Consider the following 24,108-nt stretch of genomic DNA (forward strand, 5'->3'; position numbering starts at 1 on the left):
AGTTGTCACGCGGCGACGATCTCAGCCGGACCGCAGGCATGTTAGCACCCAGGAGTCAGGAACGAACAAGTCCACGACCTCGTCCTGCGGCATCAACTCCGGGCGCCGGACAGGGCGTACGACGCGCCCGGCGTGCCGGTCCCGCCCCCACCGGCCCCCTAGGCTTCTCGACATGACGACCGACAACCTCACCGCCCCCGACAACGACTACGCCGCCTACATCGCCGGACTCCCGCGTGTCCTCGCCGGGGCCGCCACGCTGTTCCGGGACGCCGGGGGCAGGGTGCTGCTCGTCGAGCCCAACTACCGCGAGGGCTGGGGGCTGCCGGGCGGCACCATCGAGTCCGACACCGGAGAGACCCCGCGTCAGGGGGCTCGCCGCGAGACCCTCGAAGAGATCGGCCTCGACCTGGAGCCGGGCAGGCTCCTCGCGGTGGACTGGACGCCCGGCACGGCCCGCCCGCCGATCGTCGGCTACGTCTACGACGGCGGAGTCCTCGACGAGACCCAACTGCGCGCGATCCGCCTCCAGGAGGAGGAGCTCATCTCCTGGCGCCTGGCCGCGCGCGACGAACTGTCCACCTACCTTCCCTCCCCGCTCTGCGGCCGGGTGCTCGCGGCGCTCGACGTCCTGGCGCAGGGGCACGGCACGGCGGAGCTGGAGAACGGGCAGCGGGTGGGCTGAGCGATTCCGGTCCACTGTGCCGCACGGACCGGCGCGGGTCGTTCCGTCGCGCACATATGCGCCATCTCGACGATGCGAGGAACGCACTAAGCCGATGACTGACCCTCACCACGTCGAGGACGACAGCGGCTGCCTTCGCCTGGTACTCGCCGTCCCGTCCTCCCTGCTTGCACTCATTGCCGCGTTCTTCTGCCGGACGGCGCTGACCATCCACCCCTATGGGGCCTGGGACCGCGACGCGTTCGCAGGCATCGCCGTTTCGTGCCTCCTCACCATCGGGTCTACCGGTGCGACGGTGATGCTGTGAGCGATGCCATCGGTGCGGCTGGTCGTGCGCGCATGGTGGTTGGCACCCGCCCTTGTCTTCGGGGTCGTCGCAGGGGTGCGATGGGTGATGAGCACGTGAGCTCCTCACCGCGTCAACCCCAAGGGTGGAGGCCGGGGGCTGGTTGTCGGACCCGGGCCGTAGGGTCCATGCGTCTCGCAGGGACAACGCGTCAAAGACGCCGGTGAGTCGTCGTACCCCGCCCCGCCCGGTCGCTGTAGAGCGGCTGTATCCCGAGTTGGGGCCGCTCTGAGCGCGCGGCTCGTCGGGAGAGCCGGCGGTAAGACGGATCAGGGCGGCGGCGATGCCGACGAAGGCCGGGAAGTGCTCGGCCCTTCGTTCGTAGCGGCGGTGCAGGCGGCGGCACCCGGCCGGCCGAGCGACGGTGCGTTTCCACGGTCCAGCGATCGCGGCCCAGGCGCTGGGAGGACTCGATGCCCTTGCGCGCGACCCGCGGACGCGCTGCCCCGCTCCGCAGCACGCTCGGCCAGGGGGACGCGCCCGGCTGACGGGGCGGCCGGGCGGGGCATCGGGGACGGCGGCCGGGGCATCGGGGGCGGCGCGGGCGGGGTCCGAGAGGGGCGGCCTAGAAGAGCGCGTCCTCCGTCTCGCCCCTCTCGAAGGCCAGCAGCCGCTGCTTGCGGTCGAGGCCGCCGCCGTAGCCGGTGAGGCTGCCGTTGGCGCCGATGACGCGGTGGCAGGGGACGATGATGCCCACCGGGTTCTTGCCGTTGGCCAGGCCCACCGCGCGGGACGCGTTCGGGCTGCCGAGGGCTTCGGCCAGCTCGCCGTAGGAACGGGTCCGGCCGTACGGGATCTGCTGGAGCTGATGCCAGACGCGCTGCTGGAAAGGGGTGCCCAGCATGTTCAAGTCCAAGTCGAATTGGGTGAGTTCACCCGCGAAGTACGCCTCCAGCTGGCGGATCACCTCGGGGAAGGGGCCGCCGTCGGCGCGCTCGCCGAAGGTCTCCTGCGGTGGACGGTGACGCTGGTTCTCCATGTAGAGACGGCTCAGCACGCCGTCGGCTGCGACGAGGGTGAGCGGACCGTAGGGGCTGTCCACGACGGTGTGCGTGATGTGCGGCACGACGGAACCTCCTTACGCGGGAAGGTAGTTGATGGCATGGTCTTCCGTCGCCCAGAGGTACTGGACGGCGTAGGCCCGCCAGGGCCGCCAGGCGGCAGCGGACGCGGTGAGCGCGGCGGGCGTGGACGGCAGCCCGAGGTTCTGGGCGGCCCGGCGCATGCCGAGGTCGGTCGGCAGGAAGGCGTCCGGGTCGCCGAGCGCGCGCATCGCGATCACCTCGACGGTCCAGGGTCCGAAGCCGGGCAGCTCCATGAGCTGGGCGCGCGCCAGGTCCCAGTCGCTGTCGAGACCGAGCCTGAGGGTGCCGTCGGCGAGGGCCGCGACGAGCGTGGTGAGCGTGGCGCGACGGCTGCGCGGCAGGGCCAGCGTCTCCGGGTCGATCTCCGCGAGCTGGGCGGGCGTCGGAAAGAGGTGGGTGAGGCCGCCCGCCGGATCGTGGACGCCCTGACCGTGCGCGACCACCAGTCGGGCCGCGTGCGTGCGGGCGGCGGCCGTCGAGACCTGCTGGCCGAGCACCGCCCGCACCGCGAACTCGGCGGCGTCGACCGTGCGCGGCACCCGCCGCCCCGGCGCCTTGTCGACCAGCGGCGCGAGCAGCGGGTCGGTGCGCAGCCGGTCGTCCACGGCGACGGGATCGGCGTCCAGGTCGAGCATCCAGCGGCACCTGCTGATGGCGATGGTGAGATCACGGAGGTCGGTGAGGTGGAGCACGCAGCCGATGTGTTCGGGCTGTGGCGTGAGCTCGGCGATGCCGTGCCCGTACGGGAGGGACAGAGTGCGGCGGAACGCGCCGTCGCGCCACTCCTCGACTCCGGGGACTCCGGTCGCCGCGAGGTGCCCGAACAGATTGTCCGGGGTCAGCGGGGCCCGGAAGGGCAGCCGCAGGGTGATCGCGCCCGGCGTCTGGCCGGCGATGCCCGGTGTGGCGCGGGCCCGCAGCTCGGTCGGGGCGAGCCCGAACACCTCGCGGACGGTGTCGTTGAAGGTGCGGATCGAGGAGAACCCGGCGGCGAAGGCGACCTCCGCCATGGGCAACGGGGTCGTCTCGATGAGCAGCCGCGCGGTCTGCGCGCGCTGCGCCCTCGCGAGGGCCAGGGGGCCCGCGCCGAGCTCGGCGAGCAACTGGCGCTCGATCTGGCGGGCGCTGTAGCCGAGGCGGGACGCGAGCCCCGGCACGCCTTCGCGGTCGACGACTCCGTCACGGATGAGGCGCATGGCGCGGGCGACGGTGTCGGCGCGCGCGTTCCACTGCGGCGAGCCGGGTGTCGTGTCGGGGCGGCACCGCTTGCAGGCCCGGAACCCCGCCTGCTGACAGGCGGCCGCGCTCGGGTAGAAGGTCATGTTCTCGACCTTGGGCGGCACGACCGGGCAGCTGGGCCGGCAGTAGATGCGGGTGGTGAGGACCGCCGTGAAGAACCAGCCGTCGAAGCGCGCGTCCTTCGACTGAACGGCGCGCACGCAGCGCTCGGTGTCGGTGTGCATCGGTGCGGGAGCGACGGGAGGCATGGCTCAAGCATCCGACACGGACCCCGCCCCCGCTGGCGAGAATCCGACATCGAGCTCGCGGGGCCTGGGAGCCGTACGGGGTACGCGGGCCATCCGTGCACGGGGGGCCTCCATGCACGCGAGGCTTCCCCGCACGGGAGGGGCTTCCATCGGTTCCGGGGTGGGGCGGTCGCGGGATCCGATGTGGGCACGGGCGCGAGGCGGCGGCGCGGTCGCGCGTGGGGTCCGCACGAGCTTCGGGCGGTGGCGTGAACACTTGTCCGGTCGGCGCGGAGTGTGGTCTCGTGGGCGTGATCACGCGGGCGGAACGAGGGGGCACCGATGGCGGACGGCAAGGGGCGGTTGCTGGCCATCAGCGACCTGCACATCGGATACGCCGAGAACCGCGCCCTGGTGGAGAAGATGGTGCCCGGTTCCGACGACGACTGGCTCCTGGTGGCCGGGGACGTCGCCGAGAAGGCCGCCGACATCCGCTGGGCCCTCGCCACCCTGGCGAGCCGCTTCCGCAAGGTCGTCTGGGCCCCCGGCAATCACGAACTGTGGACGCATGCGAAGGACGACGTCACCCTGCGGGGCGCCGCTCGCTACTCACACCTGGTCGAGATGTGCCGCGACCTGGGCGTGCTCACCCCGGAGGACCCGTACCCGGTCTGGGACGGTCCCGGCGGCCCGGTCGCCGTCGCGCCGCTGTTCCTGCTGTACGACTACACCCTCCTGCCGGCCGGCAGGACCACCAAGAGCGAGGGGCTCGCCTACGCCTACGGGACCGGCGTCGTCTGCAACGACGAGTACCTGCTGCACCCCGACCCCTACCCGAGCCGCGAGGCCTGGTGCCGGGCCCGGGTGGCCGAGACGGAGCGCAGGCTCACCGCGCTGCCCGACGACCTGCCCACGGTCCTGGTCAACCACTACCCGTTGCACCGCCACCCCATGGACGTCCTGTGGTACCCCGAGTTCGCCATGTGGTGCGGCACCCTGCTGACCGCCGACTGGCACCGCAGGTTCCGCGTGTCCGCCATGGTGTACGGCCATCTCCACATCCCCCGGACCACCTGGCACGAGGGGGTCCGCTTCGAGGAGGTGTCGCTCGGCTATCCCCGCGAATGGCGCACCCGTCCGAGCGCGCCGGGTCAGCTGCGCCGCATCCTGCCGGTCCCGGCCGAACACGAGGCGCCGGCCCTCAAGCACCGGACGGGCTGACCGGGAAGCCGTTGCCGGTTCCGGTTCCGGTTCCGGTTCCGGTGACAGTGCACGCCGGAGTCCCCAACTCCCCTTCGACGCAGGGTCAGTGACGGAACGTCAGTCAATGGACGCACCCTATGGACGTCGGCCGACGGTCCTCAGCCGACCTGCTCGGCGAAGGCGGCGTACGCCCGCTCGTCGAAGAGCACGAACCTGACCTCTTCCACCGCCGTCCTCGCGCCCCGCACCGCGTCCACCGCGATGCGCGCGGCATCCTCGACGGGCCACGCGTAGACCCCCGTGGAGATAGCCGGGAACGCGACCGTGCGCGCACCGAGCTCGTCGGCCACCCGGAGCGACTCCCGGTAGCAGGAGGCGAGCAGCGGCTCGTCACCGCTGCCGGCCCGGTACACCGGGCCGACCGTGTGGATCACGTGGCGTGCGGGCAGCAGGCCCGCCGTGGTGGCGACCGCCCGGCCCGTGGCCAGGCCCTTGCCGTACTGCGAGGCCCGCAGGTCACGGCATGCGGCGAGGACAGCCGGGCCGCCCCGCCGGTGGATCGCGCCGTCCACCCCGCCGCCGCCGAGAAGCGAGGAGTTCGCCGCGTTGACGATGGCGTCGACCTCCTGTTCGGTGATGTCGCCGCGCACCAGGACGATCTCCGCCCGCGCCGCCGTCACCGCAGGTCCGCCCTGCGCAGGGCGCGCCACACGGCCTTCGCCGCGTTGTGGCCGGACATGCCGTGCACGCCGGGGCCCGGCCAGGCGGCCGACGAGCACAGGAACACCGAGGGGTGCCGGGTCGTGTAGGGGAAGAGGGAGACCTTCGGGCGGAGCAGCAGCTGGAGGCCGCGGGCCGCGCCGCAGGCGATGTCGCCGCCGACGTAGTTGGCGTTGCGGGCGGCGAGCTGGGGCGGGCCCGCGGTCGCCCGAGCCAGAACCCGGTCGCGGAACCCGGGCGCGAACCGCTCGATCTGCCGCTCGATGGCGTCCGTGGCGTCGCCCTCCCACCCGTTGGGGACGTGCCCGTACGCCCAGAACACATGCTTTCCCTCGGGCGCGCGGGACGCGTCGACGAGGCTCGGCTGGGCCGTGATCAGGAACGGCGTCGCGGGCGCGGTGCCGGTGGAGGCCTGGCTGAGGGCGGCGCCGATCTCGCGGCTCGACGGCCCGATCTGGACCGTGCCGGCCATCCGGGCCTCGTGCGCGGTCCACGGCACGGGCCCGTCCAGGGCGTAGTCGATCTTGAAGGCGGCGGCTCCGTACCGGTAGCCGTCGTAGGCGCGGCCCAGGCCCGCGATCCGGGCGAGAGCGGTCGGCGAGGTGTCGAAGAGGTAGGCGCGGGCCGGCGGCAGGTCGTCAAGGCGCTTCACCTCGAACCCGGTGTGGACGGCTCCGCCCAGGTCCCGCAGGTACGCGGTGAGCGCGTCGGAGATCGACTGGGAGCCGCCGCGCGGCAGCGGCCAGCCGTTCTCGTGCGCGGCGAGCGCGAAGAGCAGACCGACGCCCGCGGTGGCGATGCCGTTCAGCGGGGCGATGACATGGGCGACGAGGCCGGCCATCAGGGCGCGCGCCCGGTCGTCGCGGAAGCGGCGCATCAGCCAGCTGTACGGCGGCAGGCCCACCGCGCCGAACCGCGCGAGGCCGAGGGGGTCGCGCGGCAGCGCGGTCGACGGCAGCGACATGAAGTCCCGTGCCAGAACGTCCCACTTGCCGAGGTAGGGGGCGATCAGACGGCGGTAGGCGCCGGCGTCGCGCGGGCCGAAGGAGCCCGCGGTCTCGGCGACCGACCGGGACAGGACCGCGGCCGTGCCGTCGTCGAAGGGGTGCGCCATCGGCAGCTCGGGGTGCAGCCATTCCAGTCCGTACCGCTTCAGCGGCATGGTGGCGAAGACGGGCGAGCCGATGCCCAGCGGGTGGACCGCGGAGCACGGGTCGTGGCGGAAGCCCGGGAGGGTGAGCTCCTCGGTCCGGGCGCCGCCGCCCACGGTGTCCTTGGCCTCGAAGACCTCGACGCCCAGTCCCCTCCTTGCCAGTTCGACGGCGGCGGTCAGCCCGTTGGGGCCCGCCCCCACGACGACTGCATCGAGCATCGGCGCCACCTCGGACTTTCCTCACACCACGGCCAGGGGCCCCAGGATATTCCGGGTGCACCGACAATCCGGCCCGGGGTAGCGTCCGGCCGGTGAACTCGCAGCCGGACTCCGCCTTCAGCGCCCGCGTCCTCGCTCTCGCCGAGCGGCTCACCGAGGTGCCCGGGGTGCGGGCCGTCGCCCTGGGCGGCAGCCGCGCCCGCGGCACGCACCGGCCGGACTCCGACTGGGACCTGGGTGTCTATTACCGCGGCGAGCCGGACGTTGGCGCGCTGGCCCGGCTGGCCGAAGAGGTCACGGGCGCCCCGGTGGAGGTGGCGGGGCCCGGCGGCTGGGGCCCCTGGGTGAACGGCGGCGCCTGGCTGACGCTCGACGGCGTCGCGGTCGACTGGATCCTGCGCGACCTCGACCGGGTGGAACACGTCTGGGCGCGGTGCGTCGAGGGCCGGTACGAGGTCGGTGTGCAGCCGGGTCACCCGCTCGGCTTCTGGTCGCCCGCCTATCCCGGGGAGGTCGCCCTCGGCCGCGTACTGGCCGATCCCCAGGGCGAGTTGACGCGACTTCAGGTACGGACGCGGCGCTATCCGGAGCCGCTGCGGGCGGCGCTGGTCGCGGCCGCCTGGGAGGCGGAGTTCTCCGTGGCGGCCGCGCGCAAGTCGGCCGGCTCGGGCGATGTGCTGCACGTGTCGCTGTGCCTGTCGCGGGCCTTCGGCGTCCTCGCCCAGTCGCTGCACGCCCATCACCGGCGCTGGCTGCTCAACGAGAAGGGTGCGCTGGCCTCGGCGGCCGCTCTGCCCGCGACGCCCCCGCGCTTCGCCGAGCGGACGGCGGCCGCCCTGACCGTCCTCGGCATCGAGGCGGTCGACCTCGCGGACACGCTCGTCGGCGACGTACGGACCGCCCTGTCCTGACGGCGCCCCGCCTCCTCGTGTCACACCCCGCCGGAGCTCCGCGGCGCCACATCCCGCCGAACCCCCGGGGGCACCACGCCGAGGGCCCGCGTCACACCCCGCCGGAGCCGGCCGCCCGGCAGCCCCGCCAGAATCCCCGTCCCGCTCCCCTCACTCCCCCGCCAGGAGCCCACGGACGCGGTCCGCCGTCGCCGCGTCGCGGGCCGCGGTGAACGGCAGTGCGTTGCCCCCGGTGATACGGAACGGCACCCCGGCGACGGTGGTCTGCGCGCCGCCCGCCTCGGCGACGAGGAGCAGCCCCGCCGCGTGGTCCCAGGCGTACTCCCAGGAGAACGCCAGCGCGTCCAGCTCCCCACGGGCGATCGCCAGGTATTCGAGGCCTGCCGAGCCGCAGGGCACGGCCTCCACCCCGTCGGTGCGCAGGCTCAGGAGGGCCCGCTTCTGCTCGGGCGTCGTGTAGTCCGGGTGCGAGGTGGCGACCCGGAGCACCGCGCCCGGTTCGGGTGAACCGGCGTGCAGCGGCTCGCCGTTGAGGGTGGCGCCCCGGCCCCGGACCGCCACGGCCATCTCGTCGAGCGCGGGCGCGTACGTCCACGACGCCAGGAGTTCGCCGTGGTGGGCGAGCGCGACCAGGGTACAGAACCCCGCTTCGCCGCGGACGAACTGTCGGGTGCCGTCGACCGGGTCGACGATCCACACCGGCGCCTCGCCGCGCAGCGCCTCGTAGATGGCCGGGTCGGCGTGCACGGCCTCCTCGCCGACGACCACCGAGCCGGGAAGTATCGCCGTGAGGGCGGCGGTCAGATGCTCCTCCGCCAGCCGGTCGGCGACCGTCACGAGGTCGTGCGGGCCGTTCTTCTCGGTGATTTCGTGCACGGCGAGCTGCCGGAAGCGCGGCATGATCTCGGCGGCCGCCGCCTTGCGGACGGCTTCTTCCACCGATGCCGGACCATCTGCGAGAAAACCTTCGTCGATCATGCGTCCAGCAAAACACGCGGCACTGACAACCGGCGAGCCGCGTCCGATCCCCCGGTGAACAGCGCGTGGCCCCCGCGTGAATCCCGGCCGGCCCGGCCGGTGGAGCGGCACGGGGCGGAATACCGCGGGGCCCGACTACCGTTGAGCCGGCTCGGAGCAGAGGGAGGCACAACGGTGCACGGCGAATACAAGGTCCCCGGCGGCAAGCTCGTCGTCGTCGATCTGGAGACCCGCGACGGCGTCCTGCGGGACGTGCGGGTCGCGGGCGACTTCTTCCTCGAACCCGACGAGGCCATCGAGGCGATCGACGGCGCCCTGGAAGGCGCCCCCGCCGACACCACGGCGGCCGGCCTCTCGGCCCGTATCGACGCGGCCCTGCCGCCCGGCACCACCATGTACGGGCTGTCGTCCGACGGTGTCGCGGTGGCCGTGCGCCGTGCGCTGGCCCATGCCACCGACTGGAACGACTACGACTGGCAGCTGATCCACGACGGCCCGCAGCCGCCCGCCCTGCACATGGCGCTCGACGAGGTCGTCACCGCCGAGGTCGCGGCCGGCCGGCGTCCGCCGACCCTGCGGGTGTGGGAGTGGGCCGCTCCCGCGGTGGTCATCGGCAGCTTCCAGTCGCTGCGCAACGAGGTCGACCCCGAGGGCGCCGAACGCCACGGCATCACGGTCGTGCGGCGGATCAGCGGCGGCGGTGCCATGTTCATCGAGCCGGGCAACACCATCACGTACTCGCTGTCGGTGCCCGACGCCCTCGTACAGGGCCTGTCCTTCGCGGACAGCTACGCCTACCTCGACGACTGGGTGCTCGGCGCGCTCGGCGACATGGGGATCAAGGCCTGGTACCAGCCGCTCAACGACATCGCGACGGAGGCCGGCAAGATCGCGGGGGCGGCGCAGAAGCGGATGGTCGCGGGCGGCGGCGCGGTGCTGCACCACGTGACGATGGCGTACGACATCGACGCGGACAAGATGACGGACGTGCTGCGCATCGGCAAGGAGAAGCTGTCGGACAAGGGCACGAGGAGCGCGAAGAAGCGGGTCGACCCGCTGCGGCGCCAGACCGGCCTCGCGCGCGAGGCCGTCATCGACCGGATGATCGCGTCGTTCCGCGCCCGGTACGGTCTCTCCGAAGGCAGGGTCACGGACGAGGAGATGGTCCGGGCGCGTGAGCTCGCGGCCGCCAAGTTCGCCACCGATGAGTGGACGGCGCGCGTCCCGTAGGAACGGCGCGTTCCGCAGGACGGCGCACGGCGTGGAGGAACGGGGACCGGTGGATGGCTGAGCGGTCGATGCGGCTGGACGGGCCCGAGGTGGCGCCGCTGCGGGTGGAGACCGCGGCGGGCGGGCGGCTTCTTGTGCGCCAAGGCGCGGAGCCGGTCCTGTTCGCGGTGCAGCGGGCCTCCCGCCGGGGGCTGCACTATGCGAGGACGGGCCGCTACGTCTCGCCCGTGCCGCCGCTGCGGGCCGCGCGGGCCCGCTCGTTCGCCACCTCGCGGCCCTGCTCGGCCCGCTGGTCGCACCACTTCGGCGCCGCTCTGCGCGCGAGCCCCAACGGGCCGCTGCACCAGGGGGATTGGCGGCTGCTCGGCTCGCTGCCCCGCTGGTTCGCCGACGCCAACTGGCCCAAGCTGCTCGCGCACGATCCCGACCGGGGCCACCTGACCTGGTTCGGCTACGGCGACCCCGTCGAGGACGCCCGCGATCTGCTTCCCCTGCGCCGCCTGTCCCCGCCGGACGCCCCGCGCGTGAAGGCCTTCCGCCGCCTGTACCGCGAGGGCGTACTGCCCCCGGTGCTCCTGTGGTGGATCAGCGGCCTGAACTCCCCCGTCGTGCTCGACGGCCACGACCGCCTCACGGCCGCGCTCGCGGAGGGCGGCCGCCCGGAGCTGCTCGTCCTGACCCGCGCCGTGCCGGACGGCTGGGCCGGGCCGGCGATGGACCGGCGCATCGAGGCGTACGAGGACCACGTACACCGTCAGGAGGCGGAAGGCGGACCGCTCGCCTCCTTGCTGATCTCGCACGAGTCCCGCAGGTTCGCGGCGGACCTCACAGCCCTGGAGGACGCCGCCGCCCTCACCCGCGGCTGGCCCCTGCCGGGCGGCCCCGACGCGTGGCAGCGGGCCGTCGACGCCTGCGCGCCGGGCTGGGAGCCGGGCCCGGCGGACTGACGGTCCGGGGCGAGTGCCCCGGCCGGCGGCATAACGGGCCCTGAGGGTAAGGGAATTGACGGGGCGCGCCGAGGGGCGGCGCGAGGCGGGGTCAGGTCAGGGCGGGGGTCAGGTCAGGTCAGGGCGGGGATGACCTGCTCGCCGTAGGCGTCGATGACGGCCTCGCGGGCGTCGTGCATGGCGTACACGGCGAACTGGTCGACACCGAGTTCGCGCAGCGCCTTCAGTTTCTCGATGTGCGCCTCGACCGGGCCGAGCAGGCAGAAACGGTCCACGATCTCGTCGGGCACGAAGGCGGTGTCGGGGTTTCCGGTCCGGCCGTGGTGGCTGTAGTCGTAGCCCTGGCGCTGCTTGATGTACGCGGTGAGTGCCTCGGGCACGAGACCGGAGTGTTCGCCGTAGCGGGACACCAGGTCGGCGACATGGTTGCCGACCATGCCGCCGAACCAGCGGCACTGCTCGCGGGCGTGGGCCACGTCGTCGCCGACGTAGGCGGGCGCGGCGACACAGATCGTGATCGAATCCGGGTCGCGGCCCGCGTCGGCGGCGGCCTTGCGCACCGCCTTCACCATCCATTCGGTGAGGAAGGGATCGGCGAGCTGCAGAATGAACCCGTCGGCCTTCTGCCCGGCGAGCGCGAGCGCCTTCGGCCCGTACGCCGCCATCCAGACGGGCAGCTTGCCGTCCTTGACCCACGGCAGCCGCAGGGGCTGACCGTCGACCTCGGACTCGCGGCCCTCGGCGAGGTCGCGGATGACGCCGATCGCCTCGCCGAGCCTGGCCAGGGTGTTGGGCTTGCGGCCGGCCACCCGCATCGCGGAGTCGCCGCGCCCGATGCCGCAGACCGTGCGGTTGCCGTACATGTCGTTGAGGGTGGCGAAGGTGGAGGCGGTCACCTCCCAGGTGCGGGTGCCGGGGTTGGTGACCATGGGGCCGACGGTCAGTTTGGTGGTGTGTTCCAGGATGCGGCTGTAGATGACGAACGGCTCCTGCCAGAGCACCGACGAGTCGAAGGTCCAGCCGTAGCGGAAGCCGTTGCGTTCGGCACGCCGCATCAGGCCGACGACGGCCGAGGCGGGCGGATCGGTCTGCAGGACAAGTCCGAAATCCATGGTGCTCCTAGCGGTCCACGGTGCCTGACCTTGCAGGCCGGCTGCCTCGGCGGCGGTCCGAGGAGGGATAATCCTGGACTCCTTGCGGGGGCTTCGCAAGAGGGCTTCTCCGCGTGTCCGCCGCTCCTCGGGACAGTCTTCACGACCGGGTGCGCCCGCTGCCCGCCGCAGGACCGACGCCACGGCGCCGTCATGCGTCTGGCGCAGTCGGCTTCGGGTCGACGGTGCGCGCGGGGGTGTGCCGATGGGCGCGCGACCGTACGCGAGAGGGGGCGGCGTTCGCACGCCGCCCCCTCGCCCCACCTCGGGGCCCGTCGCGTCAGTGTGCCTGCTCGAAGGGCGAGGGCACGGGGTAGTAGGCCGCGAGGAAGGCGCGCAGGGTGCGGTCCTGCTCCTGGACCGAGACCTCCGCGTTGGCCGATTCACCGATGCAGAAGACGGCGCGGTTGCGGGTGGCCAGCAGACGGCTCAGGACCGTGTGGTGCTGGGGATTGCCCACGTTGACGTAGGTGCAGGAGATCGTCGAGGGGGTGGAGCGTCCCGTCAGATATCCGTAGTGGTGGTGCAGGGACGACGTCACGGACAGGTCGGAGGAGGCGCGGAAGCGGCTCGCGGCCGTGGCCGCGATCTGCTCCGGGAACTTCTCGCCGATCTCGGCCAGGACGCTGCGCCGCAGCGGGTGCGGGGCGTGCAGGAAGCTGTGCGTGGCGGTGCGGCCGAACATCCCCTCAAGGAGCGCCCTGTTGTTCTTCGCCGCCGCGAAGTAGCCCTCTTCGTCGTCGGAGAGTTCGTTCGGCGGAACCGCGGTCGGCGAACGGAAGTGGTGGGCGTTGCCGTTGCTGTCGAAGAAGGACTGCGCGGTGAGCGGCCGGCCGATGAACACGTCGTCGTTGAGGTAGAGGAAGTGCTCCGACAGGCCCTCGATACGGTGCAACTGGCTTTCGATGGCATGGGAGTTGAAGGTCGGCAGCCAGCTCGGGTCGCCGAAGATCTCACGGTGGCTGACCACGTTGATGCGCGGGTCGCTGGTGTCGAGCCAGGCGGGCACCTGGTCGTCGGTGACCAGGTGGATGGTGCGCACCCAGGGCGCGTACATGGCGAGCGAGCGCAGGGAGTAGCGCAGTTCGTCACGGTTGCGGAAGCGTACGTCGCCGTGGTCCGCGCCGCCGGCGGTGGTGATGCCGGCCGCCGCGCGCGCGGCGTCGCGCCGCTGCTGCCAGGCCGGGTCGGTGTCGTCGACCCAGGTGTAGACGACGTCGATGGGGAAGTCGATGTCGTTCATGAGGCGTCCGGTGAACGCCTTGGCGGTGGGGTGCTCGCGCTCCCCCACCCGCAAGGTGGCGTCGGCCTCCAGGTCGGGGAGGCGCGGGCCGATCAGGGTCGAGCCGCGCGGGGCCTTGCGCCAGCCGGGGAACTCGTCGTCCTCGGCGCTGGTTTCCCAGAACTCGACGGTGCAGCCGAAGGCGGGGCCGTAGCGCAGGGTGCGGCTGGTCGTGGTGACCGGCTTGAAGACGCGTACGCCCGCCACGTCGCCGGCGTCGCGCAGCCGCTCGGCGAGCCAGGCGCCGGGGGCCGCCCCGCTGGGCGCGATGAGCTCGGCGTACACGGGCTTGCCGTGGAGTTCGGTGGCCAGGGCCGCCAGGGTCTCGGGCCTGCGCTCGACCTCGACGGCGATCCGGTGGGCGGTGCCGGCGTCACGCAGCAGCAGGTACGGGATCCGGTGGGCGTCGAGGGCGGCGGTGGCCAGTTCGAGGTTCCACTCGGCCATGCGGGGGGCCAGGATGTCGTCGCGGACCTCGGCGAGGCGGCCGGCGGTGCGCACCACGGTGCCGGTGCGGTCCTGTGCCTGGAGCAGGACTTCGCGCGCCTTCTGCTCGTCGGCGGAGTCGGCGAGGCCGGTGACGGGGGCGCTGACGTTGAAGCTGCGGGTGCCGCCGGCCGCGATGCGCCGGGCGGTCCGGTCGGCGCGCTCGGCCAGGCGCTTCGGGTCGTCGCGCCGGGCCACGAGGCGCGTGAAGAGCTCCTCCCAGCGGGCCGTGATCTCCGCGGCGCCGAAGCGTTCGCGCACGCCGGTGCGGGCGGCCGCGCCATAGGCGCGCCGGGTGTCCTCGTCCTCCATCAGCTTCGCCATGGACGCGGCGAGGGAGTCCTTGTCGGCGTCGGGCACGAGCAGCCCGTCCACGCCGTGGCGGATGATCTCGGCGGGGCCGGTGACGATGTCGTACGCGACGACGGGGACGCCCGCCGCGAAGACCTCCAGGAGCACCAGGGGGAAGGCCTCGTTGCGGGAGGGCAGCACGGCGAGTGCCGCCTTGGCCCACTCCTCCTCCATCTGGGCGGAGCGGCCGAGCAGGTGCACGCGGTCGTGCAGGGACAGGCCGTCGACCAGGCGGCGCAGGTTCACCTCCTGCGGGCCGTCGCCGAAGATCCGCATGGTCCACCCGGGGTGGTCGTCGGCGATCGAGGCGAAGGCCTCGACGGCGTGGTCGAGCTGCTTCTCCGGGGTCATGCGGGCGGCAAGGACGATGGCCTTGCTGTCGAGGTCGGAGCGGGGGCGGAAGCCGTCCGGCACGGCGTTGGGGATCGCTATGAGTTCCGGGGCGGCCGCCCCGAGGCTGTCGGCGAACCAGTCGTTGGTGCGGCCGGTCAGGGAGACGAGGGCATCGATGCGGGGCGCGAAGACCAGCAGGGGCTCGCCGGACACGCCGCGCAGCTGGGAGGCCCGGTGCTCCTGGTGGACCGTGATCACCCGGCTGGGCGCCAGGATGGCGGCGGCGGCCATCAGGGCGGGCGTGGTGGTGATGAGCACGTCGGTGTCGAGCGAGCCGAGCGCGGCGGTCATCTCGATGTCGGAGAGCCGGTCGAAGGTGGACTCCCAGGACGGCTTGATGAGCTCGCTCGGCAGGGACGCCAGGGTGCGGCAGTCCTGCTCGGCCAGGTCGTGGGAGCGCACGGGCCGCCCGTAGGAGCCGGTGCGGTCCACGAGATAGCGGCGCGGGACGCCGCGGCCGGCCTCGAAGAACGGCTCGGAGCGGGTCTTGAAGACGCTGATCACTTCCACCTGATGACGGGGCATCAGATGGGTGGCCTGGGTATAGACGGCCATCTCGGTGCCGCCCATCTCGTCGCCCCAGGTGAGCAGGAAAGTGATCTTCATCGGTTGGCGTCCTCGGGTGTGACGAAGGGGGTGCAGCTGACGGCGAGGGTGCCGGCTGCCGAGAGATGGGCGTGCACGCGCAGCACGGTGCCGTCCTCCAGGGCGATGCTGCGGAAGGGCGTGCGGAAGACCCGCTTGGGGTTGCGTACGTCGGTGAGCCGGCGCGCGATCTTGAGGTGGGTGGTTCCGGAGGTCAGCCGGATGTCCCACATGCGCTGCCCGCGGCCTCCGCGGCTCATCTCGGCGAGCGGCAGCTCGAAGGTGAACTCCGGGCCCTGCCAGTGGGTGCGCACGGTCAGCGGGGTGCCGCCCACGCCGCGCCGTACGGCCTCGGCCGTGTAGCGGGGGGCGGAGGCACGCACCGCGAGGAGGCGGCCGCTCACGGTGATCCGGTCCCACTTCAGTTCGAGCTTGGTCAGCTCGGCCTGGCGGCGCGGCGCGGAGACCTTGACCATGGCGTGGCCGTCGAGGGTGCGGACCACGCGGTAGTGCACCCCGGTGGCGGGGTCCGGGGGCGTGCGCAGCGTGGGTCCGTCCGACACCGCTTCGTGGAGCGCGGCGATCGGGGTGCGGCGTATTCGCCCCTGGTGGTCGACGGCCACCAGGCTCATGCGCCACAGGCCGTCGTCGAGGCGGGGGCCGTGCGTGGTGGGCGCGTCGTGGCGGGCGTGCCGCAGGGACGTCGTCAGGGTGAGCAACGTACCGCCGTCGGGCTGCGGTTCCCGTTCCAGGGGCAACTGCTCGACCCGGCCGTGCGACTCCAGGTGCAGCCGCACCTCGGCCGTGTCGGCGACGGGCGCGGGGCAGGGCAGGGCGACGTTGAGCGTGCGGCCGCCCAGGAGCGACAGGTGGACCGGGCGTAGCGGCGGCCCGGAGCGTGCCCGAGCGCCGAGCGCGGGCACCGTGTCGATCAGTTCGGCCCGGCGCCGGGCCCGCACCGCTGCGCCCCGGGCCCACTTCGCGGCGCGCACCGCGTGGGACAAAAGGGGTTCACCCATGACGCTCCGTTCTCCACATCTCTCAACCTGCGACCCTCGGTGTGAGGTACGCCCCCCTGCACGAGCCGGCACCGGCTCGCCCACCCCCGTGGCCGTTTCCGGCCGGATGGAACCTCGGAGCGATTTATTCACTCCTGTATTGCGCCATGGAGACGTATCTCACTGAGGACGCGTGGGTTCCGGCGGCGGGACACCTCAGGTTTCCTGAGGCTTTACCGACCGGCCAGGACCCACATGTTAACTTCACATGGGATTCACATGGGATTGGCATGAGAATCCCTGGTTCAGTTGCTTCGTCGCGCCGGTGGGGACTCGCGTGGCTGCCGTCCCCCAGGGACGTTTTTTACACGGAGACAGAAAAAGACATGACGAAGGCCCAAGAAGTATCTACGACCGGGGCCCGTCGCCGGGGGGCAGGCGTGGTGGAACAGCCAGACGCGTTCGGCGTCCAAGTGGTGCACGGGACGGTCAGGCCAAGCGCCGAGGCGTCCGGCCTGGTCTCCATGTACCGCAAGGTGCTTCCGGTCCAGGGCCGCAAGGCCATCGCCCGGCGCTTCTCGCCCGCACAGCGCCGCAGGGTCAAGCAGCGCATCGGCGCCGCGTCGGCCGCCCTCCAGGCGGTCCAGATGCGGTCCTCCGCGTTCACGGCCACCCACCGCGCCGTGATCGCCCGGTCCGGTGCCACCGTCGTCACGGCCGAGGGACGGCTGCGGCTCGCCCTGCCCCAGCCGCGACTGTCGCCCGAGACGGCGCGGCGCGCCAATCTGGCCTTCGTCACCGAGGCGCTGTCCGGCGCGGGCATCGACTACTTCTGCATACGCCGCCAGGACCGCTCGGCCACCGCGGTCGCCGTCTCCCAAGCCGACCGCTCCGCCGCGCTGCTCGCCCTGAGCGCTCGCTGCGGCTCGCACCCCGGGTACCTGACCGCGTCGGCGGAGAGCGGGCGGGTCCTGGCGGGATCCCGGTCCGCGAGCTGGCAGCGGTTCTCCCACGCCGACGTGGTACGCGTCTTCGCCTATCACACCGACCCCGGCCGCCAGTTGGTCCTGGGCGCCGAGCACGGCTGCGACATCGAGTTCTGGGCCGCCGAAGGCGACCGTCTTACGGCGCCGCGGCGCAACTCCATAGCGGAGTCCGTGCCCGCGGTGGCCGGGGCCGTCGAGGTTCCGGTCGAGACCTTCACCGCCCGCTACGGCACCCGTGACCGCGCCCTCCTGACGGTCCGTACCCGGGAGGAGTTCACCACGGTCCTGCCGCGCGACGTCACCTTCCCCGTGGACGCGGTCTACACCTGGGTCGACGGATCCGACCCCGCCTGGCTGGAGCGCCGTTCGCGCTTCTCGGGAGCCACCTATCACGCCGAGGCGGCCAACGCCGCGCGCTACGCCGACCACGACGAGCTGCGCTACTCGCTGCGCTCCCTGGACATGTACGCGCCGTGGATCCGCACCATCTACATCGTCACCGACGACCAGACCCCGGCCTGGCTGGACACCTCGGCCCCGGGCATCAAGGTGGTCTCGCACCGCGACATCTTCAGCGACCCCGGTGTGCTGCCGACGTTCAACTCGCACGCCATCGAGAGTCAGCTGCATCACATCGACGGTCTGTCGGAGCACTTCCTCTACTTCAACGACGACGTCTTCCTCGGCTCCGAGACAGCGCCCGGTGACTTCTTCGTCGCCAACGGCCTGACCAGGTTCTTCCCTTCGCCCGCGCTGGTGCCGCTCGGCCCGCTGTCCGCCGACGACGTCCCCGTCGCGGCCGCGGGAAAGAACAACCGCACCCTGATACAGCAGCGCTTCGGAACGACCCCCGTCGCGAAGATGCGCCACATGCCGCACGCGCTGAGCCGCAGCGTCCTGGACGAGATCGAGACGGAGTTCGCCGAGCAGCACGCCACCACGGCCTCCCACCGGTTCCGCAGCAGTGACGACATCGCCATCCCCTCGTCGCTGTACCACTACCACGCCTTCCACACGCGCCGCGCGGTCCCCGGCGATCTGCGCTACGTGTACCGGGACGTCGCCCACCCGCACACGCCCAGCCAGCTGGACCGGCTGCTGCGCGACCGCGACAAGGACGTGTTCTGCCTGAACGACACCACGTCGGACGAGGCCGACTTCGCACGGAGCGACCGTCTGATACGGACGTTCCTCGAGGCCTACTTCCCGGTGGCGAGCAGGTTCGAGCGGGCCCGGTGACCCAGGCCCGGCCGGCCACTCCAGCAACCCCCGCCCTGGACGCTCCCATGCACCCGATGTCCTCCTTCCTGCCCACCCGGCGCACCGTCGTGGCCGGCCTTGTCGCGCTCGGCGCCACGGCCTGCAGCGCGAGCCCGGACGAGCCCGCCCGCGGATCCCGCGCCGCCACACCTGCCGATCTGGACGGACAGAGCGGCGGCAGGGTGATGCAGATCGTCGCGCACCCCGACGACGACCTGTACTTCATGAACCCGGAGCTGGCGCAGTCGATCGACGCCAACGACCAGCTCGTGAGCGTCTACCTCAACTGCGGCGAGACCGGCGGCCTCAACAAGGTCCCCGGAAGCAGGACCCCGCCCGAGCGGGACGTCGCCGCCTATGCGGGAGCGCGAAGGCAGGGCCTGCGCCAGGGGTACGCGTTCATGGCCGACGGCCAGGCGCACACCGCATGGAGGACCGAGGCCGTGGCGTTACCGGACGGCACCCAGGTCGAGGTCGACACCCTCGTCGGCCATCCGGGCATTCAGCTGATCTTCCTGGGGCTGCGTCAGCACACCTCGTACGGCTCGGGCCGGAGCAAGGGACTCACCCAGCTCTGGGCGGACCCGTCCATGCTGAGCAGCACCCTCGTCAGCACCGGCTCCCCCGTCCAGGTTTCGCACCCGGTCACCCGCGCCGGTGTGATCGCGGCCCTCACCCACCTGCTCGACACCTACAAGCCCACACTGGTGCGGACCATGGACCCGGACCCGGACATGCAGGTGCACGACGCCTCGCACCGCACCCATCACGACCAGCCCGGGTACTCCGACCATCCCGACCACACGGCGACGGCGCTGTTCACCCTGGCGGCGCTGGAGAACTACCGGGGTCCGGGCAAGGACCGCCCGTACACGGTGGTGTCCTATCGCGGCTACGGCAACGAGCGCTGGCCGCAGAACCTGCCCGCCGGTCTCGTCCGGGCGAAGGCCGACGTGCTCAACGCCTACGGCGGCTCCCCCGGCAGCTGCGACTTCGTGGCGGGATGCGGCGACTACGACGTCGGCAAGGACCGCTCGTACACGACCGGCTGGCTCCAGCGCACCACCTTGCGCTACCCCGCCGCCCCCGCGCTGCGCCTCGACGCGGGCGGCCGGACGACCGCGTTCGCGGTGCTCGGTGGCCAGGCCGTCATGTGGCGTGAGACCGCCCGGAGCAGCGGCCGGTGGGGCGTCCCCCGGCCGCTCGGCACCGAGCGGCTGCTGCCGGGCATGACCGCGTTCCTGACGCATGACGGACGCTGGCAGCTGTTCGCCGCGCGGGTGGCCTCCCTCGGCCCCGCCCGCCGGGACAACCGCCGGGAGATCGTGGTCACCGAACAGCGCGCCCCCGACGGCCCCTTCGGCGCCTGGTCCACCCTCGGCAACCCCGAGGCGGACGCGGACCGGGGCCGCCGCGTCGGCTCCCCCGTCGTCACCCGGGACGGTGCGGGGTGGCCGGTGCTGTTCGCGCGCAACTGGGCCATGGGCGTCTCCATGCGCCGGCAGCGGCCCGACGGCCAGTGGACGCCGTGGCGGGACCTCGGCGGCGCAGAGGTCCAGGAAGGGCTCAGCGCACTCACCGACCACGAGGGCCGCATCCACGTTGTGGCCTGCGGCCACGACGCGGTCCACCACTGGTCGCAGCGCGAACCCGGCGGCCCCTTCACCGTGGCGCAGGCGAGCCTGCCCGCTCCCGCGGATCCGCCCGCCGCCGTCCTGCGTCCCGATGGCGGCATCGCCCTCGCCTACCGCGAGGCCAGGACCAGCCGCATCGTCGCCGGCAGTCTCGCGCCCGGTGCGCGCGACTGGCGGCCCGAGCGGCTTGACCTGCCGGCCCGCGGCTACGGGCCGTTGGCCCTGCTCGCCCAGGACGACGCGATCCTGCTGGCCGCGCGCAACGACGAGGGCACCACCAGTACGGCGCTGTGGCGTTCTGGCACCCAGGCGCGCTGGTCCACCGATCCCGGTCGGGTCGCGGGCGTACAGGCACTGGTCGCGGACGCGGCGGGACACCCCGTCCTGGCGCACCTGACGTCCGAAGCCACCCTGCGGACCGCACCCGTGTCCACGTCCTCGGCCCGCTGACCGGCGGCGCCGCTCCGGCTACCCGAGGTACTGCGTCGTCCCGCGCGGCAGGAACGCCCCGTGGCCCGCGCGGCCGGTGTAGCGGCCGTTGTCGATAATCACTTCGCCGCGGGACAGGACGGTGCGCACCTTGCCGCGGACGCGTTTGCCCTCGTAGGCGGAGTAGTCGACGTTCATGTGGTGGGTCGAGGCCGAGAGCGTCTGTTCGGCGGCGGGGTCGTAGATGACCACGTCGGCGTCGGCCCCGGGGGCGATCGTGCCCTTCCTGCCGTACAGGCCGAACATCCGGGCCGGGGCGGCGCAGGCGATCTCGATCCAGCGCCGGCGGGTGATGTGCCCGTCCACCACGCCCTGGTGGAGGAGGTCCATGCGGTTCTCCACCCCGGGCAGGCCGTTGGGGATCTTCGAGAAGTCGCCGCGGCCGCGTTCCTTCTGGCCGGTGAAGCAGAAGGGGCAGTGGTCGGTGGAGACGACCTGGAGGTCGTCGGTGCGCAGGCCGCGCCAGAGGGCCTGCTGGTGCTCGCGGGGGCGCAGCGGCGTGGAGCAGACGTACTTGGCTCCCTCGAAGTCGGGCTCCGCGAGGTTGTCGGTGGACAGGAAGAGGTACTGCGGGCACGTCTCGCCGAAGACCGGCAGGCCCTTGTCGCGCGCCGTCACGATCTCCGCGAGCGCCTCGTCGGCCGAGACGTGGACGACGTACAGGGGGGCTCCGGCCACCCGGGCGAGCTGGATCACCCGGTGGGTGGCCTCCGCCTCCAGGAGGACCTTGCGCACCTCCCCGTGGTGGCGCGGATCGGTCTCGCCGCGCGCCAGGGCCTGCTGGACCAGGACGTCGATGGCGAGGCCGTTCTCCGCGTGCATCATGATGAGGCCGCCGTTGCCGGACGCCTTCTGCATCGCGCGCAGGATCTGGCCGTCGTCGCTGTAGAAGACCCCCGGGTAGGCCGTGAACAGCTTGAACGAGGTCACCCCTTGGGCGACCAGGCTGTCCATCTCCTTCAGCGTCGAGTCGTTCACATCGGAGACGATCATGTGGAAGCCGTAGTCGATCGCGCACGTGCCGTTCGCCTTGGCCATCCACGCGTCGAAGCCCTCGGCGAGCGACCGGCCCACCGACTGCACCGCGAAGTCGACGATCGTCGTCGTGCCGCCCCAAGCCGCGGCCCGTGTGCCCGTCTCGAAGGTGTCGGAGGCGAAGGTCCCGCCGAACGGCATCTCCATGTGGGTGTGCGCGTCGACGCCGCCCGGGATGACGTACGTGTCGGAGGCGTCGATGACGCGGTCCGCGCTCCACTGCTGGCTGCCCGCCGCGGCGAGCGCCACGATCCTGCCGCCCTCGATCAGTACGTCGGCGTGGATTTCCTCGGCTGCCGTGATGACCAGGCCGCCCGTGATCAGTGTGCGGGTCATGCTCCTCGTGTCTCCTTCTCGCACTGCTCGAACTACACGCTGTGCAGGGCTCGTTCCAGGATCGCCGCGCCTTCCTCGGCCTCCGCGACGGTGAGGGAGAGGGGCGGCGCGATGCGCAGCACGCTGGTGTCGTGGCCGCCGCCCTTGCCGATGAGGAGGCCGCCTTCGCGGGCGGCTTCGAGGACCGCTGCCGCCGCCTCGGGATCGGCCTCGTCGGTGCCGGGCCGCACCAGTTCGATGCCGGCCATGAGGCCGCGGCCGCGGACCTCGCGGACGGCGGGGAGCTGGGCGCAGATCGCCCGCAGCCGCTCGATGAGCAGGCCGCCGACGCGCCGGGCGTTGCCCTGGAGGTCGTGTTCGAGGAGGTGGCCGAGGTTGGCGAGGCCGGCGGCCATGGTGACCGGCGAGCCGCCGAAGGTGGAGATCGAGTTGCTGTCCAGGCAGTTCATGACCTCGGCGCGGGCGACGACACCGCCGATGGACATGCCGTTGCCGATGCCCTTGGCGAAGGTGAGGAGGTCGGGCGGCCCGTTCTGGGCGTGTGCCTGCCAGCCCCAGAAGTGGTCGCCGGTGCGGCCCCAGCCGGTCTGCACCTCGTCGGTGATCCACAGGATGCCGTGCCGGTTCAAGACCTCGCGGAACGCGGCGTACAGGCCGTCGGGCGGTGAGGTGAACCCGCCGACGCCCTGGATGGGTTCGGCGATCAGCGCGGCCACGTTGCGGGTGTGGCCGAGCAGGTCTTCGAGGTCGGCGACGCACGCCTGGATGAACTGGGCGTCGCCGAGATGGGCGTAGGGGCCGCGGGCGCGGACGCCTCCGTGCACGTACAGCGTCTGGAGCGGCGAGAGGCTGGTCGGGGACCAGCCGTGGTTGCCGGTGATCCCGACCGCGCTGAAGGAGCGCCCGTGGTAGCTGTTGCGCATCGCGAGGATCTGGTTGGAGCCCCGGTAGGCGGTCGCGAGCAGCAGGGCGGTGTCGTTGGCCTCGGTGCCGGAGGTGGTGAAGAAGACCCGCGCGTCCGGGATTCCGGACAACTGGGCGATACGCTCGGCGAGTTCGACCATCGGACGGTCGAGGTAGAGGGTCGAGGAGTGGATGATCCGGCCGGCCTGTTCGGCGACCGCCTTGGTCACTTCGGGCAGGGCGTGGGCGGTCATCGTGGTGAGGATGCCGCCGAAGAAGTCGAGGTACTTCTTTCCGCCGGCGTCCCAGACGTGGCGGCCCTCGCCGTGGGTGATCTCGATGGGCTCGCGGTAGTAGAGCGCGAGCCAGTCGGGCAGGACGGCCCGGTGGCGCTCGTGCAGGCTGCGGGTCACGGCTTCACCAGCCCTTCGTAGGCGTCGGGGCGGCGGTCGCGGTAGAACGCCCACTGCTGGCGGACCTGCTCGATGAGGCCGAAGTCGAGGTCCCTGACCAGGAGTTCCTCCTCCTTGTCGCTGGCCACCTCGCCGACGAACTGGCCGCGCGGGTCCACGAAGTAGCTGGTCCCGTAGAAGTCGTTGTCGCCGTACTCCTCGATGCCGACGCGGTTGATGGCGGCGATGAAGTACTCGTTGGCGACGGCCGACGCGGGCTGTTCCAGCTGCCACAGGTAGCCGGAGAGACCGCGTGAGGTGGCGGAGGGGTTGTACACCAACTGGGCTCCGTTGAGGCCGAGTTGGCGCCATCCTTCGGGGAAGTGCCGGTCGTAGCAGATGTATACGCCGACCTTGCCGACGGCCGTGTCGAAGACCGGCCAGCCCAGGTTGCCCGGCTTGAAGTAGTACTTCTCCCAGAAGCCCTTGACCTGGGGGATGTGGTGCTTGCGGTACTTGCCGAGGTAGCTGCCGTCGGCGTCGATGACGGCCGCGGTGTTGTAGTAGAAGCCCTCGCCCTCGATCTCGAAGACGGGGACGACGATCACCATGCCGGTCTCGCGGGCGAGTTCCCTCATCCGGGTGACGGTGGGGCCGTCGGGGACGGGCTCGGCCCAGCGGTAGTGCTCCGCCTCCTGGACCTGGCAGAAGTACGGGGCGTTGAAGACCTCCTGGAAGCCGATGATCTTCGCACCCTGCCGGGCCGCCTCGCGGGCGTGCGCCTCGTGTTTGGCGATCATGGATTCGGTGTCGCCGGTCCAGGTCGCCTGAACCAGTGCGGCGCGCACGACGTTGGCCATGAGCTGCTCCTTCGACGGGTTGTC

At 72.3% G+C, this 24,108-nt stretch carries 19 protein-coding genes and 1 pseudogene; 8 read left to right on the top strand and 12 right to left on the bottom strand.

Features of this window, described 5'->3' with window-relative positions; all coding sequences use genetic code 11:
• Window positions 1–172 precede the first annotated feature (172 nt).
• Window positions 173–685, top strand: a complete 513-nt coding sequence (locus tag OG432_RS04880; RefSeq protein WP_328308076.1) for an NUDIX hydrolase — start codon at window positions 173–175, stop codon at window positions 683–685.
• Window positions 686–779: 94 nt separating this feature from the next.
• On the top strand, window positions 780–992 hold the full coding sequence (locus OG432_RS04885; protein ID WP_328315371.1) for a hypothetical protein: 213 nt from the start codon (window positions 780–782) through the stop codon (window positions 990–992).
• A 306-nt stretch (window positions 993–1,298) separates the two neighbouring features.
• Here OG432_RS04885 and OG432_RS04890 read toward each other — a convergent pair.
• The 3 genes and pseudogenes from OG432_RS04890 to OG432_RS04900 form a co-directional block, all read right to left on the bottom strand.
• A pseudogene (locus OG432_RS04890) lies at window positions 1,299–1,467 on the bottom strand (IS5/IS1182 family transposase); the annotation flags it as partial.
• 129 nt (window positions 1,468–1,596) lie between these two features.
• Window positions 1,597–2,097, bottom strand: a complete 501-nt coding sequence (locus OG432_RS04895) for a methylated-DNA--[protein]-cysteine S-methyltransferase (RefSeq protein WP_443058338.1) — start codon at window positions 2,095–2,097, stop codon at window positions 1,597–1,599.
• Between the two features lie 12 nt (window positions 2,098–2,109).
• Complete coding sequence (locus OG432_RS04900) at window positions 2,110–3,579, bottom strand: AlkA N-terminal domain-containing protein (RefSeq protein WP_328314999.1); 1,470 nt, start codon at window positions 3,577–3,579, stop codon at window positions 2,110–2,112.
• Between the two features lie 345 nt (window positions 3,580–3,924).
• Between OG432_RS04900 and OG432_RS04905 the strand changes: the two genes are divergently transcribed.
• Complete coding sequence (locus OG432_RS04905; protein WP_328308078.1) at window positions 3,925–4,803, top strand: metallophosphoesterase family protein; 879 nt, start codon at window positions 3,925–3,927, stop codon at window positions 4,801–4,803.
• A 140-nt stretch (window positions 4,804–4,943) separates the two neighbouring features.
• On the opposite strand, the gene OG432_RS04910 is transcribed toward OG432_RS04905, so the two are convergent.
• Both OG432_RS04910 and OG432_RS04915 read right to left on the bottom strand, forming a co-directional pair.
• Window positions 4,944–5,465 (bottom strand): O-acetyl-ADP-ribose deacetylase, encoded by a 522-nt coding sequence (locus OG432_RS04910; protein ID WP_328308080.1) that lies wholly within the window; start codon window positions 5,463–5,465, stop codon window positions 4,944–4,946.
• Window positions 5,462–6,877, bottom strand: coding sequence for a phytoene desaturase family protein (locus OG432_RS04915; protein ID WP_443058339.1), 1,416 nt, complete (start codon window positions 6,875–6,877; stop codon window positions 5,462–5,464). Before OG432_RS04915 ends, OG432_RS04910 begins: the two co-directional genes overlap by 4 nt.
• Before the next feature lie 92 nt (window positions 6,878–6,969).
• Between OG432_RS04915 and OG432_RS04920 the strand changes: the two genes are divergently transcribed.
• The gene (locus OG432_RS04920; protein ID WP_328308084.1) at window positions 6,970–7,788 is read left to right on the top strand and encodes a nucleotidyltransferase domain-containing protein; all 819 of its coding nucleotides are present in this window, start codon (window positions 6,970–6,972) and stop codon (window positions 7,786–7,788) included.
• Between the two features lie 150 nt (window positions 7,789–7,938).
• Here the strand turns inward: OG432_RS04920 and OG432_RS04925 are convergent, their stop codons facing one another.
• On the bottom strand, window positions 7,939–8,766 hold the full coding sequence (locus OG432_RS04925; RefSeq protein ID WP_328308086.1) for an inositol monophosphatase family protein: 828 nt from the start codon (window positions 8,764–8,766) through the stop codon (window positions 7,939–7,941).
• A 174-nt stretch (window positions 8,767–8,940) separates the two neighbouring features.
• Between OG432_RS04925 and OG432_RS04930 the strand changes: the two genes are divergently transcribed.
• Together OG432_RS04930 and OG432_RS04935 are read left to right on the top strand one after the other, a co-directional pair.
• The gene (locus tag OG432_RS04930; protein ID WP_328308088.1) at window positions 8,941–9,996 is read left to right on the top strand and encodes a lipoate--protein ligase family protein; all 1,056 of its coding nucleotides are present in this window, start codon (window positions 8,941–8,943) and stop codon (window positions 9,994–9,996) included.
• A gap of 53 nt (window positions 9,997–10,049) precedes the next feature.
• Window positions 10,050–10,943, top strand: a complete 894-nt coding sequence (locus OG432_RS04935; RefSeq protein WP_328308091.1) for a hypothetical protein — start codon at window positions 10,050–10,052, stop codon at window positions 10,941–10,943.
• 113 nt (window positions 10,944–11,056) lie between these two features.
• Here the strand turns inward: OG432_RS04935 and OG432_RS04940 are convergent, their stop codons facing one another.
• The 3 genes from OG432_RS04940 to OG432_RS04950 all read right to left on the bottom strand — a co-directional run bounded on the left by OG432_RS04940 (window position 11,057) and on the right by OG432_RS04950 (window position 16,210).
• A complete protein-coding gene (locus tag OG432_RS04940; RefSeq protein ID WP_328308093.1) occupies window positions 11,057–12,055 on the bottom strand; it encodes a TIGR03842 family LLM class F420-dependent oxidoreductase in 999 nt (332 codons plus the stop codon).
• A 319-nt stretch (window positions 12,056–12,374) separates the two neighbouring features.
• Entirely contained in the window at window positions 12,375–15,212 is a 2,838-nt protein-coding gene (locus OG432_RS04945; RefSeq protein ID WP_328308095.1) for a stealth conserved region 3 domain-containing protein, read from the bottom strand.
• On the bottom strand, window positions 15,209–16,210 hold the full coding sequence (locus OG432_RS04950; protein WP_328308097.1) for a hypothetical protein: 1,002 nt from the start codon (window positions 16,208–16,210) through the stop codon (window positions 15,209–15,211). Before OG432_RS04950 ends, OG432_RS04945 begins: the two co-directional genes overlap by 4 nt.
• Before the next feature lie 503 nt (window positions 16,211–16,713).
• Between OG432_RS04950 and OG432_RS04955 the strand changes: the two genes are divergently transcribed.
• Together OG432_RS04955 and OG432_RS04960 are read left to right on the top strand one after the other, a co-directional pair.
• Window positions 16,714–18,414 (top strand): stealth family protein, encoded by a 1,701-nt coding sequence (locus OG432_RS04955; RefSeq protein WP_328315000.1) that lies wholly within the window; start codon window positions 16,714–16,716, stop codon window positions 18,412–18,414.
• A gap of 47 nt (window positions 18,415–18,461) precedes the next feature.
• Window positions 18,462–20,519: a PIG-L family deacetylase gene (locus OG432_RS04960; protein ID WP_328308099.1), complete on the top strand. Its 2,058-nt coding sequence runs from the start codon at window positions 18,462–18,464 to the stop codon at window positions 20,517–20,519.
• Between the two features lie 18 nt (window positions 20,520–20,537).
• Here OG432_RS04960 and hydA read toward each other — a convergent pair whose 3' ends face one another.
• From hydA to OG432_RS04975, 3 genes are read right to left on the bottom strand one after another with little or no spacing between them, the layout of a single operon-like run.
• Entirely contained in the window at window positions 20,538–21,929 is a 1,392-nt protein-coding gene (gene hydA, locus OG432_RS04965; RefSeq protein WP_328308101.1) for a dihydropyrimidinase, read from the bottom strand.
• Between the two features lie 32 nt (window positions 21,930–21,961).
• Complete coding sequence (locus OG432_RS04970; RefSeq protein WP_328308103.1) at window positions 21,962–23,245, bottom strand: aspartate aminotransferase family protein; 1,284 nt, start codon at window positions 23,243–23,245, stop codon at window positions 21,962–21,964.
• Window positions 23,242–24,084: a nitrilase-related carbon-nitrogen hydrolase gene (locus OG432_RS04975; RefSeq protein WP_328308105.1), complete on the bottom strand. Its 843-nt coding sequence runs from the start codon at window positions 24,082–24,084 to the stop codon at window positions 23,242–23,244. Before OG432_RS04975 ends, OG432_RS04970 begins: the two co-directional genes overlap by 4 nt.
• Window positions 24,085–24,108 lie beyond the last annotated feature (24 nt).

The sequence above is a fragment of the Streptomyces sp. NBC_00442 genome (assembly GCF_036014195.1).
Classification (GTDB): domain Bacteria; phylum Actinomycetota; class Actinomycetes; order Streptomycetales; family Streptomycetaceae; genus Streptomyces.